Raw genomic sequence first — 16662 nt, 5'->3', positions numbered from 1 at the left:
ACCTTAGGAGGGTTCATCATGTCCTTTCACGAAATCCGCTTCCCCGCCAATCTGAGCTTCGGTTCGGTCGGTGGTCCTGAACGGCGCACCGAAGTGGTGACGCTGGCCAACGGTTTTGAAGAACGCAATACGCCGTGGGAACACTCCCGCCGCCGCTATGACGCGGGGATCGGCATGCGCTCGCTTGACGATGTCGAGCTGCTGATTGCGTTTTTCGAGGCGCGGCGCGGGCAGTTGCACGCGTTTCGCTGGAAGGACTGGTCGGATTACAAAAGCGGTCTGCCCTCGGCGGATGTGGCGTTTACCGACCAGATCATCGGCTGGGGCGATGGGGTCACGACTGAATACCAGCTGATCAAGACCTATCGGTCGGGCACGGATACATATGCGCGCCCGGTTCAGAAACCGGTCGAGGGCACGGTGAAGCTGGGCCTTCAGGGCGATCCGCAGATCGAGGGCACGCAGTACAGCGTGGATCTGACCACAGGGATGGTTACCTTCTTCACAGCCCCAGAAATCGGGGCTGAGGTGACGGCTGGGTACGAATTCGACGTGCCCGTGCGCTTTGATACCGACCGTGTGCACACCTCGGTCGCGTCGTTTCAAGCGGGCGAAGCCCCGAACGTTCCCGTGGTCGAGGTGCGTATCTGATGGCGGTTTCAACGGAATTTCAAACCCATCTTGATCAGGGCGTCACCACTATCGCGCGGCTGTGGAAGGTCAAGCGGCGGGATGGGGCGATCTTTGGGTTCACAGATCACGATCTGGACATCGAGATCGGCAGCGTCATCTATAAGGCCGACACGGGCCTTACGGCCCATGCTCTTAGCCAAACAACCGGCCTGTCGGTCGATAACACCGAAGCCTTGGGCGTGTTGTCCTCGGACGCGATCAGCGAGAAGGACATTCGGGCCGGGCGCTATGACGGGGCCGAGGTCACAGCCTGGCTGGTCAATTGGCGCGACGTTTCGCAGCGTTATCTGCGATTTCGTGGCACGGTCGGAGAATTGTCGCGCGAGGCCGGTGGCTTTCGCGCGGAACTGAACGGTTTGAGCGAGGCGATGAACCAGCCACAGGGGCGGTCGTTCCAGACCCCATGCTCGGCTGTGCTGGGGGACGGCGTGTGCCGGTTTAACCTTGGCCAGAACGGATATTCGGTCGAACTGGATTTGGTCTCGAATGAAGACGAAACCGTGTTTCGTTTCGCAGACATGGCGCTGTATCCGCGCAACTGGTTTGAGCGCGGGCGATTTGTGGTGCTGACCGGCGAGGCCGAGGGGCTGAGTGGGATCATCAAGAACGATGAGAAGGGCGCAGATGGCGCGCGGACCATCGAGCTGTGGGAAGCTTTGCGCGCCGACATGCAACCGGGTGATCGGGTGCGGCTGGAAGCGGGCTGCGACAAGCGACCAGTCACCTGTCGCAAGAAATTCAACAACTTCCTGAACTTTCGAGGCTTCCCGGACATCCCCGGCGAGGATTGGCTGATGTCCTATCCCATCCCATCTGAACGCAACGATGGGGGCGATGGGCGCGAGACTGTGGACCATGATAGTGACGATGACGACAATCCGTTCTCCCCGATAGGGGGCGCCTGACATGGTGGAGCCGAACGAGTTGATCTTAAACGAGCTAGAGGGTTGGCTTGGAACGCCTTACGTGCATCAGGCCTCGCAAAAAGGGGCAGGGTGCGACTGTCTGGGACTGGTGCGTGGGGTTTGGCGCGCGGTGTTGGGGCGTGAGCCTGCCCACGTGCCGCCCTATACCTCGGACTGGTCGGAAACCGACGGACAGGAAGCCCTGTGGCAGGCCGCCAAGGCACATCTGCGGCCCAAGCCGGTCGAAGATCGGCAGCCGGGGGACATCCTGCTGTTTCGGATGCGCTCAGATGCGGTGGCCAAGCATCTTGGGTTTGTGGCCAGCACTGGCCCAACCCCTTCGTTTATCCACGCCTATAGCGGGCACGGGGTTGTCGAAAGCACACTTTCGACCCCTTGGGCGCGCCGCATTGTGGCGTGTTTTGAATTTCCTGAAAGGACAAGCTGATGGCGACGATACTTCTTTCTGCAGTTGGTGCGGCGGCGGGTGCCTCGATTGGAGGTGGTTTTCTGGGGCTGTCCTCGGTTGTGATTGGCAAGGCCATTGGGGCCTCGTTGGGTCAGGCCATCGACAACCGCATTCTGGGACAGGGATCCGAGCCGATCGAGACGGGCCGCGTGGACCGGTTGCGCCTGTCTGGCGCGTCCGAGGGCACGGCGATCCCGATGGTCTATGGCCGCGCGCGTTTGGGCGGTCAGGTGATTTGGTCAACACGCTTCAAGGAAAGCTCGACCACGACCGGAGGCGGCGGGGGTAAAGGCCCACCCAAGCCGCCCGAGCCCGAGGTGACGACCTATAGCTATTCGGTCAGTCTGGCTGTCGCCTTGTGTGAGGGGCAGATCACGCGGGTGGGTCGGATCTGGGCCGATGGCAACCAGATTTCGACCAGTGATATCAACATGCGTGTCTATAAGGGAACCGAGAGCCAGTTGCCTGACCCCAAGATCGAAGCCGTGAAGGGCGCGGGCAAGGCGCCGGCCTATCGTGGGATCGCCTATGTGGTGATTGAAGATCTGGACATCACGCAGTTCGGCAACCGTGTGCCGCAGTTTAGTTTCGAGGTTTTCCGCCCCGAGCAACCCTATCAGGATAGGGAAGTCTCGCGCGGCACCAAAGCGGTGGCGCTGATCCCGGGTACGGGCGAATACGCGATGGCCACAAGCCCGGTCCATTATGATGGCGGATTGGGCATCAGTGGCGGGTCGAATATGAACAGCCCGTCCGGCGTAACCGATTTCGTGACCTCGTATCGGCAGATGCGGGACGAAATGCCCAACTGCAAGAACACGGCTTTGGTCGTATCGTGGTTCGGTGACGATTTGCGCTGTGGATCCTGTCAGATCCGTCCGCGGGTTGAACAAAAGCAAACAGATGGCGGTTCGATGCCCTGGACCGTCAGCGGCGTGTCACGCGCGCAGGCTGGATTGGTGCCGCGTGACGATGACGACCGTCCGGTCTATGGCGGTACGCCGTCTGATCAGGCAGTAAAGGAAGCGATCGAGTTTGCCTCACGCAATGATCGCAAGGCCACCTTCTATCCCTTCATCCTGATGGAGCAGATGGAGGGCAACACTCTGTTCGATCCGTGGTCCGCCCAGATCGGCCAACCCGAACTGCCGTGGCGCGGTCGGATCACCACCACGCTGGCCCCGAACCACCCGGGCTCGCCGGATGGGACGTCTGGGGTGGTATCGCAGGTGGATGCGTTCTTTGGGGATGCCCAGCCGTCGGACTTTAGCGTAACGGCGCATGGAGTGAACTATACTGGCCCGAACGAGTTTTCGTATCGGCGTTTCATCCTGCACTATGCCCATTTGTGCGCGTCTGCGGGGGGCGTGGATGCCTTCCTGATCGGGTCCGAGTTGCGCAGCCTGACGCAGATCCGTGGTCCGGGCAACAGCTTTCCCGTGGTGGACCAGCTGCGACAGCTGGCCGATGACGTGCGTGGCATTCTGGGGAATGCGACCAAGATATCCTATGCTGCCGATTGGTCCGAGTATTTCGGCTATCAGCCGCAGGATGGGTCAGGGGATGTGTTCTTTCACCTCGATCCCTTGTGGAGCCACAACGAAATCGACTTCGTCGGCATCGACAACTATATGCCGCTGTCCGATTGGCGCGACGGGTTTGACCACGCGGATGCTGACTATGGATCGATCTATAACCTCGACTATCTCCAAGCCAACATTGAAGGCGGCGAGGGGTATGATTGGTATTATAAGACCGCAGACGCCCGCGAGCTTCAGATCCGCAGCCCCATCACCGATGGCGCCCATGGCGAGGATTGGGTGTATCGCTATAAAGACCTGCGCGGCTGGTGGGAAAACACACACCACAACCGTGTCGGAGGCGTGCGTAAATCGACGCCGACCGATTGGCAGCCGGGATCGAAGCCCTTCTGGTTCACCGAACTGGGATGTGCGGCCATCGACAAGGGCACCAATCAACCCAACAAGTTCCTTGATCCCAAAAGCTCGGAAAGTGCCAAGCCGCGCTATTCCAGTGGGCGGCGTGATGACCTGATGCAGGCGCAATATCTGCGTGCGATGTATGAGTATTGGCGCGATGCATCGAACAACCCGACGCATTCCGGGACCGGCGTGAAGATGCTGGACATGGACCGTGCCCATGTCTGGGCGTGGGACACGCGCCCCTTCCCGCAATTCCCTAACCGCAAAGGGTTGTGGAGCGATGGGGCCAATTACGACCGTGGTCACTGGCTGAACGGGCGTGCGTCCTCGCGGTCGCTGGCATCTGTGGTCAGCGAGATCTGTGACCGGTCCGGTGTGACGCGCTATGACGTGTCCAAGCTTTATGGCTTGGTTCGGGGGTACATTGTGGATCAGATTGGCGGCGCAAGGGCAGCACTTCAGCCATTGATGCTGGCCTATGGGTTCGAAGTCTCAGAGCGCGAAGGCGTGTTGATCTTTGCCTCGCGCACCGGACGGCCAGATCACATTCTTGACCCTGAAAAAATGGCATTGTCTCAGGATCGCGACACGACGCTGGAACGCATCCGTGCACCGGAAGCTGAATTGGCAGGGCGGGTCCGCTTGAACTTTATCGAAGACGGTGGCGACTATGATATCCGCGCGGTCGAGGCGATTTTCCCGGATGAAACCAGCTTCTCGGTGTCCGCATCCGAGATCCCATTGATACTGACCCGGGCCGAGGCGCGTGCGATCACCGAACGCTGGCTGTCCGAGGCCCGCGTTGCGCGCGACAGCGCCAGCTTCGCACTGCCTCCGTCTGAGCTGTCTAAAGGGGCAGGGGATGTGCTGAAACTGGAAACCGACGCCGGGACCGAGCATTTCCGCGTGGATCATGTGGAACATGCAGGTGTGCAGAACATCCGCGCCGTCCGGGTCGAACCGGGGGTGTTCCTGCCGTCAGACAGCAGCGAACCTGCGCCCGCAGTGAAGCCCTATATCCCGCCGGCGCCCGTATTCCCCTTGTTCATGGACTTGCCCTTGCTGACTGGGGACGAGGTGCCGCGCGCGCCGCATATCGCGATTACGGCTGATCCATGGCCGGGGAATGTGGCGATCTATCGTTCGACCAGCGACAACGGGTACAATCGGATTGAGACCATCAAACAGCGGTCGATCGTTGGCGTCACTGAAACTGATCTAGTGGCCGCCCCTTCGGGCGTGCTGGATCGCGGGCCAGCCCTGCGGGTCAAGCTGTCCTCAGATGCGACACTGTCCTCGGTTTCGGTCGATGACCTGTTGAACGGGGCTAATGTGATTGCCATCGGTGATGGCAGCCCTGAAAACTGGGAGGTCTTGCAATTTGCCACAGCCGATCTGGTTGGCGAACAGACCTATGACCTAAGCTTGCGTCTGCGTGGACAGGCGGGAACGGACGCGACGGCGCCTTCGAACTGGCCCGCTGGCAGCTATGTGGTGGTGCTGAATGGGACGCCCGAGCAGATCCCCTTGCCATCCTCTGCGCGCGGTTTGAGCCGTCACTATCGCATTGGACCGGCACGCAAGGCCTATACGGATGGCAGTTATTTGCATCAGGTTTTGGCGTTTAACGGCATTGGGTTGCGACCCTATGCGCCTGCGCACCTGAAGGTGAGCGAACAAGCCGGGGATCACCAGATCAACTGGATCCGTCGTACGCGGATTGATGGTGATCCGTGGGGCGAGACCGAAGTGCCCTTAGGCGAAGTGGACGAACGCTATCGCCTGCGGATCATTGACGGTCCCACCGTGAAGCGCGAACTGGATCTGACCAGCGCGAGTTTCAGCTATGATGCCGCCTTGCGTGCTGCCGATCTGGTGACGGGGCCATACGCGGTCGAGGTCGCCCAGATCTCGGAACGGTTCGGGCCGGGGCCGTATACGCGGCTCGAGGTCAGCCTGTAAATGCGACCGGTTCTTCCCGGAGATGCCATCGCAGCGGCCTGCGCGCTTCTGGCGCTTGGGCCGCGCAAACGCCCCGGCGTGATGCTGGCGATGTTACACCGGGCGGACGCTGCGGACCGATATCGCAAAGCGCTGGGCCGGGTGCATCCGCGCTGGGGCAACGGAAGCCTTGGCTCGGTTGCTATGTCCCTGCCAAGGCAGGCGGAACCGCTGCATGACGACCCGGATTTTCTAGATTGTTTGCTGACGGTTTATGCTGCCCTAAAGGCGCGACATAAGCGGCTAATCCAGCGGCACAGTTAATACATTTCGGGGCGGTGGGATCCAGATCCAGCCGCCCCTTTGCAATCTCGTCCCCGCAATCCCCGCAATATCCAAATTCGCCAACAACCGGTCTTTGTGTTTCTGTACGTCTTCCGGGCTCGCGCTGATCCTGACAATTCTTGCTTTGCATTTTTGAAATTCAAGCCTATCTGGTGTATTCTAGCCGTTCAACGCAGGAGACATCATGGCCGAGAAACGCGCAGTCATCACCCGGATTGATCCTGTCTGGGACCGGATCACCGATGAAGCCAAACTGGCCATCGCCGAAGAACCCCTTCTGGGCGGTTTGATCGGGGCCTGTGTTTTGCACCATAAAACGCTGGAAAAGGCGCTGTCCTATCGTTTTGCTGCCAAGCTCAGCTCGAACGAGATGAGCATGGTTCTGCTGCGCGAAATCGCCGACGAAGCCTATGCCAGCTGTGCCGAACTGGCCGAGGCCGCCCGCGCCGACATCACTGCCGTTCTGGATCGTGACCCTGCCTGCCATCGCATGTTGCAGCCGGTTCTGTATTTCAAAGGTTTCCAAGCGATGCAGGCTTATCGCCTGGCGCATTACCTGTGGAAAGAGGGTCGCAAAGATCTGTCCTATTTCATCCAGATGCGCTGTTCCGAGGTCTACGGCATCGACATCCACCCCGGCGCACGTATCGGGCGCGGGATCATGATTGACCACGCCCATTCCATCGTGATCGGTGAAACGGCTGTTGTGGGCGACAATGTCTCGATGCTTCATTCGGTCACTCTGGGCGGGACCGGTAAGGAAGATGAAGACCGCCATCCGAAGATTGGCGATGGCGTGTTGATTGGGGCCGGGGCCAAAGTTCTGGGCAATATCAAGGTTGGGGAATGCTCGCGCATTGCGGCGGGATCTGTGGTGCTGGAAGACGTCCCGCGCAACAAGACCGTGGCTGGCGTTCCCGCCCGCATCGTAGGCGAGGCTGGATGCGACCGCCCAGCCCTCAGCATGGACCAGACCCTGATCCAATAAGAGCTGCACCCGCCGGTGGCCGCGAAAGCCATCGGCGGATTTCCGCAAACTTTCACTAAATCAATGTATTGCAGCGCAGGTTTCATCTATGAGGGCCGGGTATTAACCTTGGGAGACCCCGAAGATGAAACAAATCTGGCTTGCCACCGTGGTGGCATTTTCTGCAGTGTTTCTTGTAGCAGTGGCCGGTTAATCGTCGCGCGAAAGACCTGAACCACAGGTCTGACCACGCAACGAACAGAGGCAGAAAGAAAAACCGCAAAGACGGTCACATATCAAAAAGGGCGACGCATCTGCGCCGCCCTTTTGTGTGTTTGGGCGCAGGGATCAGGCTGAAAGCTGGTCAAACGCCTCCATCGCGCGAGCGCCATACATATAGGCGGGGCCGCCGCCCATCAGGATCGTGACGGATACGGTTTCGGCCAATTCGTCACGTGTGGCGCCCGCCTTGATCGCGGCACGAACGTGGAAACCAATGCAGTCATTGCACTGTTTGACGATGCCGATGGCAATGCACTGAAGTTCTTTGTCTTTCACAGAAAGTGCTCCGTCGACCAATGCGGCCCTGTGCATGGCGCGAAAGCCGTTAGCCCCGTCAGGATGCGCGGCGGCGAATGTTTTGGTGTTGGCGGATGTGTCGTCCAGCAGGGCTTTGAAGTCCATGTAATCTCTCCGAAATTTAGTATTCGGAAAAGCAAATGGCCCAAGGCAGGGAAGACCGCCTTGAGCCATGTCAATAAATTCGCGATTGCGAATATTTATGCCAGCATTGTCAGCGGGTTTTCCAGATTGTCGACAATTGCCTTCAGCAGGTTCGCCCCAACAGCGCCGTCAATCACGCGGTGATCGACCGACATGGTGACGCTCATCACTGTGGCGGTGGTCAGCTCACCGTCCTCGCCCACGACGGGCTTTTTCACACCCGAACCGACAGCCAGAATACCAGCGTGCGGCGGGTTCACGATGGCGTCGAAATTGTCGATGCCAAACATACCCAGGTTCGAGATCGCAAAGCTGCCGCCCTGATACTCGGTCGGGGCCAGCTTGCGCTCGCGTGCACGCGACGCCAGATCTTTCATCTGGGTCGACAGGCTGGACAGCGACTTCTGATCTGCATCCTGCAGAACAGGGGTGAACAATCCGCCCTCGATCGCGACGGCAACCGCCACATCCGAAGCTTTCATCTGCAACACACGGTCACCCGCCCAAACGGCATTGGCTTCCGGTACGGCTTGCAGCGCGTTGGCGACGGCCTTGATGATGAAGTCATTGACCGACAGTTTCACACCACGTGCTTCCAACTGTTTGTTCAACTGGCTGCGGAAGGCCAGAAGCGCATCGAGCTTGATGTCTCGACGCAGATAGAAATGCGGGATGGTCTGCTTGGCCTCAGATAGACGCGCGGCAATCGTCTTGCGCATCCCGTCGAGGGTGATTTCCTCGTATTCGCGGTCCTGATACATCGCAGCGACCATATCGGCCGAGGGGCCGGTGGGTGCCGCCGCCGCCGCAGGTGCCGCAGCAGAAGCCGCCGCAGGGGCTGCTTTCGGAGCGGCTGTGGCATTTTCCACATCTGCTTTCACGATCCGGCCTTTAGGTCCTGATCCGGTGATTTGCGTCAGATCCAGTCCTTTATCCGCCGCGATGCGACGGGCCAAGGGGGACGCGAAAATGCGCGTGCCATCAGCAGCTTGCGGGGCAGGGGCGGCGGGTGCCGCGGCAGCGGGTGCCGATGCCTCAACCGCTGCAGGAGCGGCCTCAGCCTCGGCAGCAGCAGGCGCTGCGGGGGCGCTTGCAGTGATGTCATCCGCGCTTTCACCTTCTTCCAAAAGCACGGCGATGGCGGTGTTTACTTTCACCGCTTCCGTGCCTTCAGCCACAAGGATCTTGCCGATGATGCCTTCATCAACGGCTTCGAACTCCATCGTCGCCTTGTCGGTTTCGATTTCAGCGAGCAGATCACCAGAAGCGACCTCGTCACCTTCTTTAACCAGCCATTTCGCCAGCGTGCCTTCCTCCATCGTGGGGGACAGGGCGGGCATGAGAATTTCGGTTGCCATATCTCGGTCTCCTTAACGATAGGTCACAGCTTTGGCGGCCTCGACCACCTCGGCAGTGGTCACAAGCGCCAGTTTTTCAAGGTTTGCAGCATAGGGCATCGGAACATCCTTGCCGGTCATATTGATCACCGGCGCGTCGAGGTAATCGAACGCACGTTCCATGATCTGGGCGGTGATGTGATTGCCAATGGATGCCACCGGCCAGCCCTCTTCCACAGTGATGCAGCGGTTGGTTTTCTGGACCGAGCGGATCACCGTGTCGTAATCAATCGGGCGCAGGGTGCGCAGGTCGATCACCTCGGCCGAGATACCGTCTTCCGCCAGCTTATCCGCTGCTTCCAGCGCGTATTTCATGCCGATGCCGAAGCTGACGATGGTCACATCCGAACCTTCACGCCAGATGCGCGCCTTGCCGAAGGGGATGGCGTAATCGTCCATCACCGGTACGTCGAAGCTTTGACCGTAAAGCAGCTCGTTTTCCAAGAAAACCACAGGGTTCTGGTCACGAATTGCGGTTTTCATCAAACCCTTTGCGTCGGCTGCCGAATAAGGCATCGCCACATAAAGACCGGGGATCTGCGCGTACCAAGCCGCATAGTCCTGCGAGTGCTGGGCACCCACTCGCGCCGCTGCACCGTTCGGGCCGCGGAATACGATGGGGCAGGACATCTGTCCGCCCGACATATATCGGGTCTTGGCGGCGGTGTTGATGATGTGGTCAATCGCTTGCATAGCGAAGTTGAAGGTCATGAACTCGACAATCGGTTTCAGACCACCCATCGCAGCACCCGTTGCCAGACCTGTAAAGCCGTGCTCGGTGATGGGCGTATCGATCACGCGACGGGCACCGAACTCGTCCAGCAGACCTTGGCTGACCTTATAGGCGCCTTGGTATTCAGCAACTTCTTCCCCCATCAGGAAGACAGTGTCATCTGCGCGCATCTCTTCCGCCATCGCGTCGCGTAAAGCTTCGCGAACGGTGGTCGATCGCATTTCGGTACCTTCCGGGATTTCCGGATCGGACAGATCTTCCGAGGTGACGGGCTGAGCCGCGACCGGAGCAGCCGCCGGAGCAGCTGCAGCAGGCGCTTCCGCAGCCGGGGCAGGGGCCGACGACGCCACATCATCTGCGCTTTCGCCTTCTTCCACCAGCACAGCAATCGGTGTGTTCACCTTCACACCTTCAGTGCCTTCGGCGATCAGGATCTTACCGATGATCCCTTCATCAACGGCTTCGAACTCCATCGTCGCTTTGTCAGTTTCAATCTCGGCAAGGATGTCGCCCGATGCGACTTCATCACCTTCCTTAACCAGCCATTTGGCCAGCGTGCCTTCCTCCATCGTCGGGGACAGGGCGGGCATCAGTACTTCTACAGCCATATCTTTTCTCCTCTGTCCTAGGCTTAGGCGTAAATGTCGGTCCACAGCTCCTCGAGCGCAGGCTCGGGGCTGGTTTTCGAGAACTCGGCAGCGTCGTTCACGACGGCCTTGATCTCTTTATCGATGGCCTTCAGGTCCTCCTCGGACGCATGTTTGCCTTGCAGCAGAAGCTCGCGCACATGTTCAATGGCGTCGCGTTCTTCGCGGATTTTCTGAACCTCTTCGCGGGTGCGGTACTTGGCCGGATCCGACATCGAGTGGCCACGGTAGCGATAGGTTTTCATTTCCAGAATGTAAGGGCCTTTGCCCGAGCGGCAGTGTTCGGTTGCGCGTTCGCCGGCGTCTTTTACTGCCATGACGTCCATGCCATCCACTGCTTCACCTGGGATGCCGAAGGCTTCGCCACGGGTGTAGATGTCTGGGGTCGAGCTTGCGCGTTGCAGCGAGGTGCCCATGGCGTATTGGTTGTTTTCAATCACATAGATCACCGGAAGTTCCCACAGCGAGGCCATGTTGAAGCTTTCATAGACCTGACCTTGGTTGGCCGCACCGTCCCCGAAATAGGCAAAAGTTACGCCGCCATTGTCCAGATACTTGTCGGCGAAGGCCAAGCCGGTGCCGATTGGCACCTGCGCACCAACGATCCCGTGACCGCCGTAAAAGTGTTTCTCTTTCGAGAACATGTGCATCGAGCCGCCTTTGCCGCGCGAATAGCCGCCTTCGCGGCCCGTCAGTTCGGCCATGACGCCTTTGGGGTCCATCCCACAGGCCAGCATATGACCGTGGTCGCGATAAGAGGTCAGGCGCTTGTCACCTTCCTTTGCGGCGGCTTCCAGCCCAACGACTACGGCCTCTTGACCAATGTAAAGGTGGCAGAACCCGCCGATCAGGCCCATGCCATACAGCTGGCCCGACTTTTCTTCGAATCGACGGATTAAGAGCATCTCGCGATAGTATTCAAGAAGCTCTTCTTTGGATGTGTTTGATTTCGCGGTCTTTTTTGGAGCGCTTTTGCGGGCTGCCATGTGGCGTCCTCCTCCTGGCGTCAACTGGCTTCGGGTAATAGTTTAGTGTTAAACTATCTTATACAACCTTCACGGCCACCGGTCGACAAAAACTTGCAAATCCTTGTGCGGGGCAGGGTTGCGCCGAATGCAAAGCTTACGTTTTCGTCAAGTTTAATCGGGAGGATATGCGCGGATCAGCGCAGAACGACCTCGTCCGCGCGCACAACGCCCAGCACATCGCGGGCCTGTTCGTCCAGCAGATCTAGATCAAGGAAATCATCTGACAGGCGTTTGGTCTTGTTGCGTAATTCAGCGATCTGAGCCGAGAGCGCATCACGCTCTTTCAAAAGCGCTTGCGTCTCGGCCTCGATCTGTACGCGTCGGAAAACGCCATAGTCGCCCTGCACACTGGCAAACGTGAAGTAAAGGCCAAGACCAACGGCCCCGACAAAGTAGATCACTCCACCAATTCCAGCTTGTGCGCGAGGTGCGCCCATAGGTTTCCCGCCTGTATGTACTGCCTCTTGCCCACCTCTTTTCGGGCGGTGCAAAAGGACTATGCCACAGGTGATTCGGCTTGTGAATCCCAAAAACGAATCGCTCGGCAGAAAAATGCTGCCTTCTGGGGCAGGGCGCTTTATGCCCTGTTATCTGTTGAAAGGCACCGTCAGGGCGCGGTCGTTTTTCATGTGCCGCGCAACCAGTTTACACGCCCGACGCCCGGCCACAAAAGCGCGCGCGGGGCGCATATCGGGCAGGGTCAATCCCGGACCATCTGTTGGAAACAGGATCTCAAGCTCATCGCGGGCGGCTTGCGTCAGCGCGGCCGAGCTTTCGGCGCCAAGATACAGGCTTTCGGCGGCTATTCCGTTGGCGTTCAGAATGTGATGCGCGTCAAATAAGAGGTGAAAATAGATAACGGGTCGGGGGTCCGTGCACAGCGTCGCCACATCGCTACCAAGAAGGTCCTTCGCAGGCACCAGCACTTGATCCACACCGAACATACGCTGCGCAATTTTGCCCTGCACCAAGATGCGATGCTGACGCGACACGACCAGAGCGGACTGCGATCCTTTCTGGTCAGGCTGTATCAGCTGAAGTTTGATTGGGTGTAGCTTTGCATCGTGCATCCGCTGCGCCGGGCTAACACGCCGCGCAAAGATCCAGCGCAAGGGCTGTAATCCCGCATCTAAGGTCTGCACCAAATCGCCCGCGCGCAGCCGCTCGATGGGGGTGAAGCCGCCATCGGTCAGGATCTGTGTCCCATTCGCGAAACACACATTTGCAGTACCTGGCGTGGGGGCGTCTGTTCCCGTGAACCCCGTCGACGTCCGTTGGATCGAGAACCCATCACTGTCATTTCCCATATCCTCGCCCGAGCCAACGCGCGTGGCGGTGGACGAAAACCCTGAATACCCGCTGCCATTCACCGGGTCATCCAGGCTGTCCCCGTTGTAGTAGGATTGAATAAATTCATCCGCGGTCGGGTCATAGATGACGATATTATCCGCGCCGTTGTTAAACACGTTCGAGCCATAATTCGCGTCAAAGGCCAGATTGTCTCCGGTGACGGCTGGCAGGCTGCCTCCGCTTTGGACATTGCGCACGACGACTGCGACCGCGCCGGGTTCCAGAATGGTGCCGGGGGGGAAGGTGAACCAGTTTCCACGCCCCTGATCCCACAGTTCTAATCCCGAGATGTCGATGGCGGTGTTCGATGTGTTGGCAATTTCAAGAAATTCATCACCGCCTACGGCGTTTCCATTGCCATCAGTATCATAGTTCGTCGCCCCGTTTGGATCGACGAGTACTTCATTGATCACAATGCCGCCGCGAAGACTGTCAGGCATGGGTAGATTGCCCCGATACTGAAGAAAGCTCGCTAAAGTACAGACTAGAGTGTATTCGCGTTTTCGGATTTTGAGAAGTGGCGGCGTTCCCCAACGAAAAAAGGCGCATGGGGTAACCAGACGCCTTTCTTCTTGTCAGTTATACGAGATCAGCCAGCAATCGATGCCTGATAGATGCTGTCGATCGTGTCTGCGATTGTGGTGTTGAACGCGTCATCGCTTTGTTGAGCCGACAGGCCTTCCGTCAATGCACGCGAGAAGCTGGCAATCATGCCAGCATTCTGCGACAGGCGATTGTTGGCTTCTTCGCGAGTGTATCCGCCTGACAGGGCCACAACCGATGCCACACGCGGGTGGTCGATCAGCGTTTTATAATGGTTGGCGGCCTCGGGAAGGGTCAGTTTCAGCATCACGGTCTGGTTGTCCGACAGCGCGTCCAGCTGGGCTTTCAGCTCGGCCAGCAGGATGTCTTCTGCAGCGGCCTTGTCGGCGATAGTGATGTTCACCTCGGGCTCGATGATCGGGACCAGCCCGTGGCCGATGATCTGTTTGCCCACTTCAAATTGCTGCGCAACGTTGGCTTTGATGCCCTCTGCGTTCGCGGCATTGATGACCGAGCGCATCTTGGTGCCGAACACGCCCGCTTTCACAGCGCGTTCGCACAGCGCGTCCAGTTCCGGCATCGGCTTCATCACCTGAACGCCGTTTTCTTCGTCGGCAAGGCCCTTGTCGACTTTCAGGAAAGGCACCACGCCGCGCTCGTCCCACATGTAAGTGGCAGTCGGCTTGCCGCCAATTTCGCGATCCATTGTCATCTCGAACAGAATCGCGCCGATGACTTTTTCGCCGGTGAAAGCGGGGGCCTGCGCAATCCGCGAGCGCATACCGTGGATCAGGTCAAACATCTCGGCGTCGCCCGAATAGGCGTCTTCTTCGATCCCATAAAGGCGCAAAGCCTTCGGGGTCGAGCCGCCCGACTGGTCCAGTGCTGCGATGAAGCCCTGACCGGCTTTAATCTTGTCCATTTGTGCTTGGTTCGGCATGTCGATCCCACGTGTAAAGAAAAGGTCTGAATTACCCCGTTCATAGGCGAGCGGACGGCGGCATGCAATTCTGCTGGCGCTAACAGAGATGTGGGAAATTTGGTGAGGGGCAAGGTTGGATGAAACGGATATGGGCCTTGCCCCCCTTACGACGGGCGCGAGGGAATATTCGGACGACGGGGGGAAACCTGTCGCCATGCGCCTGTGCGTTCGCTTTTTGATTATTTGGTCAGGATCAGCTTGCCTGCGCGGGTGATGGTCAGCGTATAGACCATGTCGTTCAGAACGATGCGGGCAGTTTTGCCGCTTTGGGTCAGCTCAAGGGCATCATGCTCGGGAGGGGTGCTCCGCAGGGCGGTGTCGAATACGGCGCTGGTGATGGGGGCAGTCATTTGCGGTCTCCTTCAATGGCAGCCTCAATCCACGCGGCCAGTGCTTTCAGGCCGGGGATAAAAGGTACGGGACTTGGAATGTCGGTGCGGGCGCTTAGGCGTCCACTTTCAAAGTCAGTCATGTTTCGCGCTCCTGAATATGGGGTAGGGGTGCCCCTCAGGTCTCCGGCTGATCGCTTCGGTGCGCGACTGGCTGATATGTAATTCCTACAAAAATACTCGGGTAACAGTCAAGCGAGAATATTGAAAAGAAAAACGCCCCGCGCATCTCTGCGCAAGACGTTGAAATTTCAATGTTTAGTGGGAAGGGTCAGCCCAAAGCGGCGACGCCCGGAAGCTCTTTGCCTTCCATCCACTCCAAGAACGCGCCGCCCGCGGTCGAGATATAGGTGAAGCGATCAGCCGCGCCAGCCTTGTTCAGGGCGGCCACAGTATCCCCGCCACCCGCGACCGATGTCAGGTTTCCTGCGTCGGACAGTTCGGCGGCTTTCAGAGCGGCGGCATTGGTGGCTGCGTCAAACGGCTCGATCTCGAACGCGCCGAGGGGGCCGTTCCAGATAAGCGTTTTGGCGTGGTCCAACACCTCGGCGATTTTCGCAACCGATGCTGGGCCAGCGTCCAAAATCATCGCGTCCGAGGGACAGGCGTCGGCGGCAACGGTTTCGTTGGCGGCATTGGCGGCAAACTCACGGGCGACAACTACATCTGTGGGCAAAATGATCTCGCAGCCCGCCTCCTGCGCCTTGGTCAGAATTTCTAAGGCAGTGTCGGTCATGTCATGTTCTGCCAAGGACTTGCCAACGTCGATGCCTTGGGCGGCAAGGAAGGTGTTGGCCATGCCGCCACCAATGACTAGATGATCCACTTTGGCAACAAGATTGCCCAGAAGGTCCAGCTTGGTCGACACCTTCGCGCCACCAACCACGGCGACCACGGGGCGCACAGGCTCGCCCAAGGCGGCCTCGAGCGCGGACAGTTCAGCCTGCATCAGGCGACCAGCGCAGGACGGCAGAAGCCGTGCAACGCCCTCGGTCGAGGCATGGGCGCGGTGCGCGGCCGAAAACGCGTCGTTGCAATAGACATCGCCTAACGCGGCCAAAGCTGCTGCAAAGGCCGGATCGTTCTTGGGTTCTGCCGCGTGATAGCGGGTGTTTTCCAAAAGCAGAACCTCGCCTGTCTCAAGCGCAGCAACGGCTTGTTTCGCAGGCCCACCAATGCAGTCGTCTGCAAACTTTACCGGAGTGCCAAGGGCAGCCTCGAGGGCCGGGCTCACGACCGACAGGCTCATCTCAGCCACGCGTTCGCCCTTGGGGCGGCCAAAATGTGCTAGCAGCACTGGCTTGCCGCCAGCGGCCAGAATATCGCGAATGGTGGGCAGGATGCGCTGGATGCGGGTGTCGTCTGTGACCACGCCATCTTTCACCGGCACGTTGATGTCTACACGGGTCAGAACGGTTTTGCCGTTCAGGTCCATCTCGTCGAGTGTTTTCCAGGCCATCGATATCTCCATCAGCTTTGATCGTGTTGCACACCAAAAGCGTGCGCGGGTCAACAGGCGCGGGCGAAAATGCGTGGCTACACCCTTTCATCTTTTCGCCCGCGTGCTTAGTTTGGCGCCAACGAAACACAATATCTGTGAAGGAGGC

Annotated in this window: 16 protein-coding genes and 1 pseudogene; 6 read left to right on the top strand and 11 right to left on the bottom strand. The window is 58.8% G+C overall.

Going from position 1 to position 16662, the window contains the following annotated elements; translation table 11 throughout:
• Positions 1-18 precede the first annotated feature (18 nt).
• The 5 genes from ACXAH3_RS04945 to ACXAH3_RS04925 are packed head-to-tail and all read left to right on the top strand — an operon-like array spanning position 19 to position 6275.
• Entirely contained in the window at positions 19-651 is a 633-nt protein-coding gene (locus ACXAH3_RS04945; protein WP_474860947.1) for a phage distal tail protein, Rcc01695 family, read from the top strand.
• A complete protein-coding gene (locus tag ACXAH3_RS04940; protein WP_474860946.1) occupies positions 651-1598 on the top strand; it encodes a DUF2163 domain-containing protein in 948 nt (315 codons plus the stop codon). The genes ACXAH3_RS04945 and ACXAH3_RS04940 overlap by 1 nt, the downstream gene beginning before the upstream one ends.
• Before the next feature lies 1 nt (position 1599).
• Positions 1600-2046 carry an NlpC/P60 family protein gene (locus ACXAH3_RS04935; RefSeq protein WP_474860945.1) on the top strand — a complete coding sequence of 149 codons (447 nt, stop codon included), beginning with the start codon at positions 1600-1602 and terminating at the stop codon, positions 2044-2046.
• Positions 2046-5972, top strand: coding sequence for a baseplate multidomain protein megatron (locus tag ACXAH3_RS04930; RefSeq protein ID WP_474860944.1), 3927 nt, complete (start codon positions 2046-2048; stop codon positions 5970-5972). The genes ACXAH3_RS04935 and ACXAH3_RS04930 overlap by 1 nt, the downstream gene beginning before the upstream one ends.
• Positions 5973-6275: a DUF7742 family protein gene (locus tag ACXAH3_RS04925; RefSeq protein ID WP_474860943.1), complete on the top strand. Its 303-nt coding sequence runs from the start codon at positions 5973-5975 to the stop codon at positions 6273-6275.
• Between the two features lie 31 nt (positions 6276-6306).
• Here ACXAH3_RS04925 and ACXAH3_RS04920 read toward each other — a convergent pair.
• Positions 6307-6426, bottom strand: a pseudogene (locus tag ACXAH3_RS04920) (hypothetical protein); the annotation flags it as partial.
• A gap of 54 nt (positions 6427-6480) precedes the next feature.
• On the opposite strand from ACXAH3_RS04920, the gene cysE reads away from it, so the two are divergent.
• A complete protein-coding gene (gene cysE, locus ACXAH3_RS04915) occupies positions 6481-7284 on the top strand; it encodes a serine O-acetyltransferase (RefSeq protein WP_474860942.1) in 804 nt (267 codons plus the stop codon).
• A gap of 327 nt (positions 7285-7611) precedes the next feature.
• Here the strand turns inward: cysE and ACXAH3_RS04910 are convergent, their stop codons facing one another.
• The 10 genes from ACXAH3_RS04910 to ACXAH3_RS04865 all read right to left on the bottom strand — a co-directional run bounded on the left by ACXAH3_RS04910 (position 7612) and on the right by ACXAH3_RS04865 (position 16514).
• Complete coding sequence (locus ACXAH3_RS04910) at positions 7612-7947, bottom strand: carboxymuconolactone decarboxylase family protein (RefSeq protein ID WP_474860941.1); 336 nt, start codon at positions 7945-7947, stop codon at positions 7612-7614.
• Between the two features lie 95 nt (positions 7948-8042).
• Entirely contained in the window at positions 8043-9344 is a 1302-nt protein-coding gene (locus ACXAH3_RS04905) for a pyruvate dehydrogenase complex dihydrolipoamide acetyltransferase (RefSeq protein ID WP_474860940.1), read from the bottom strand.
• Positions 9345-9356: 12 nt separating this feature from the next.
• The gene (locus ACXAH3_RS04900) at positions 9357-10724 is read right to left on the bottom strand and encodes a pyruvate dehydrogenase complex E1 component subunit beta (protein ID WP_474860939.1); all 1368 of its coding nucleotides are present in this window, start codon (positions 10722-10724) and stop codon (positions 9357-9359) included.
• Between the two features lie 23 nt (positions 10725-10747).
• Positions 10748-11749 (bottom strand): pyruvate dehydrogenase (acetyl-transferring) E1 component subunit alpha, encoded by a 1002-nt coding sequence (gene pdhA / locus ACXAH3_RS04895; protein WP_474860938.1) that lies wholly within the window; start codon positions 11747-11749, stop codon positions 10748-10750.
• Between the two features lie 176 nt (positions 11750-11925).
• Positions 11926-12228 (bottom strand): FtsB family cell division protein, encoded by a 303-nt coding sequence (locus ACXAH3_RS04890; protein ID WP_474860937.1) that lies wholly within the window; start codon positions 12226-12228, stop codon positions 11926-11928.
• 150 nt (positions 12229-12378) lie between these two features.
• On the bottom strand, positions 12379-13581 hold the full coding sequence (locus tag ACXAH3_RS04885) for a Hint domain-containing protein (protein WP_474860936.1): 1203 nt from the start codon (positions 13579-13581) through the stop codon (positions 12379-12381).
• A 149-nt stretch (positions 13582-13730) separates the two neighbouring features.
• On the bottom strand, positions 13731-14624 hold the full coding sequence (locus ACXAH3_RS04880) for a fructose bisphosphate aldolase (RefSeq protein ID WP_474860935.1): 894 nt from the start codon (positions 14622-14624) through the stop codon (positions 13731-13733).
• Between the two features lie 221 nt (positions 14625-14845).
• Entirely contained in the window at positions 14846-15016 is a 171-nt protein-coding gene (gene hemP, locus ACXAH3_RS04875; protein WP_474860934.1) for a hemin uptake protein HemP, read from the bottom strand.
• Entirely contained in the window at positions 15013-15138 is a 126-nt protein-coding gene (locus tag ACXAH3_RS04870) for a hypothetical protein (protein WP_474860933.1), read from the bottom strand. Before ACXAH3_RS04870 ends, hemP begins: the two co-directional genes overlap by 4 nt.
• 188 nt (positions 15139-15326) lie before the next feature.
• Positions 15327-16514 (bottom strand): phosphoglycerate kinase, encoded by a 1188-nt coding sequence (locus tag ACXAH3_RS04865; protein WP_474860932.1) that lies wholly within the window; start codon positions 16512-16514, stop codon positions 15327-15329.
• Positions 16515-16662 lie beyond the last annotated feature (148 nt).

It is taken from the genome of Aliiroseovarius sp. ABM4_368, assembly GCF_056161205.1.
Note: the sequence above shows the minus strand (reverse complement) of the source record. Positions and strands in the feature narration are given on the sequence as shown.

Coding starts and splice junctions, on each gene's coding strand:
- ACXAH3_RS04945 (WP_474860947.1), top strand. CDS start 19: ATGTCCTTTCACGAAATCCGCTTCCCCGCCAATCTGAGCTTCGGTTCG.
- ACXAH3_RS04940 (WP_474860946.1), top strand. CDS start 651: ATGGCGGTTTCAACGGAATTTCAAACCCATCTTGATCAGGGCGTCACC.
- ACXAH3_RS04935 (WP_474860945.1), top strand. CDS start 1,600: ATGGTGGAGCCGAACGAGTTGATCTTAAACGAGCTAGAGGGTTGGCTT.
- ACXAH3_RS04930 (WP_474860944.1), top strand. CDS start 2,046: ATGGCGACGATACTTCTTTCTGCAGTTGGTGCGGCGGCGGGTGCCTCG.
- ACXAH3_RS04925 (WP_474860943.1), top strand. CDS start 5,973: ATGCGACCGGTTCTTCCCGGAGATGCCATCGCAGCGGCCTGCGCGCTT.
- cysE (WP_474860942.1), top strand. CDS start 6,481: ATGGCCGAGAAACGCGCAGTCATCACCCGGATTGATCCTGTCTGGGAC.
- ACXAH3_RS04910 (WP_474860941.1), bottom strand. CDS start 7,947: ATGGACTTCAAAGCCCTGCTGGACGACACATCCGCCAACACCAAAACA.
- ACXAH3_RS04905 (WP_474860940.1), bottom strand. CDS start 9,344: ATGGCAACCGAAATTCTCATGCCCGCCCTGTCCCCCACGATGGAGGAA.
- ACXAH3_RS04900 (WP_474860939.1), bottom strand. CDS start 10,724: ATGGCTGTAGAAGTACTGATGCCCGCCCTGTCCCCGACGATGGAGGAA.
- pdhA (WP_474860938.1), bottom strand. CDS start 11,749: ATGGCAGCCCGCAAAAGCGCTCCAAAAAAGACCGCGAAATCAAACACA.
- ACXAH3_RS04890 (WP_474860937.1), bottom strand. CDS start 12,228: ATGGGCGCACCTCGCGCACAAGCTGGAATTGGTGGAGTGATCTACTTT.
- ACXAH3_RS04885 (WP_474860936.1), bottom strand. CDS start 13,581: ATGCCTGACAGTCTTCGCGGCGGCATTGTGATCAATGAAGTACTCGTC.
- ACXAH3_RS04880 (WP_474860935.1), bottom strand. CDS start 14,624: ATGCCGAACCAAGCACAAATGGACAAGATTAAAGCCGGTCAGGGCTTC.
- hemP (WP_474860934.1), bottom strand. CDS start 15,016: ATGACTGCCCCCATCACCAGCGCCGTATTCGACACCGCCCTGCGGAGC.
- ACXAH3_RS04870 (WP_474860933.1), bottom strand. CDS start 15,138: ATGACTGACTTTGAAAGTGGACGCCTAAGCGCCCGCACCGACATTCCA.
- ACXAH3_RS04865 (WP_474860932.1), bottom strand. CDS start 16,514: ATGGCCTGGAAAACACTCGACGAGATGGACCTGAACGGCAAAACCGTT.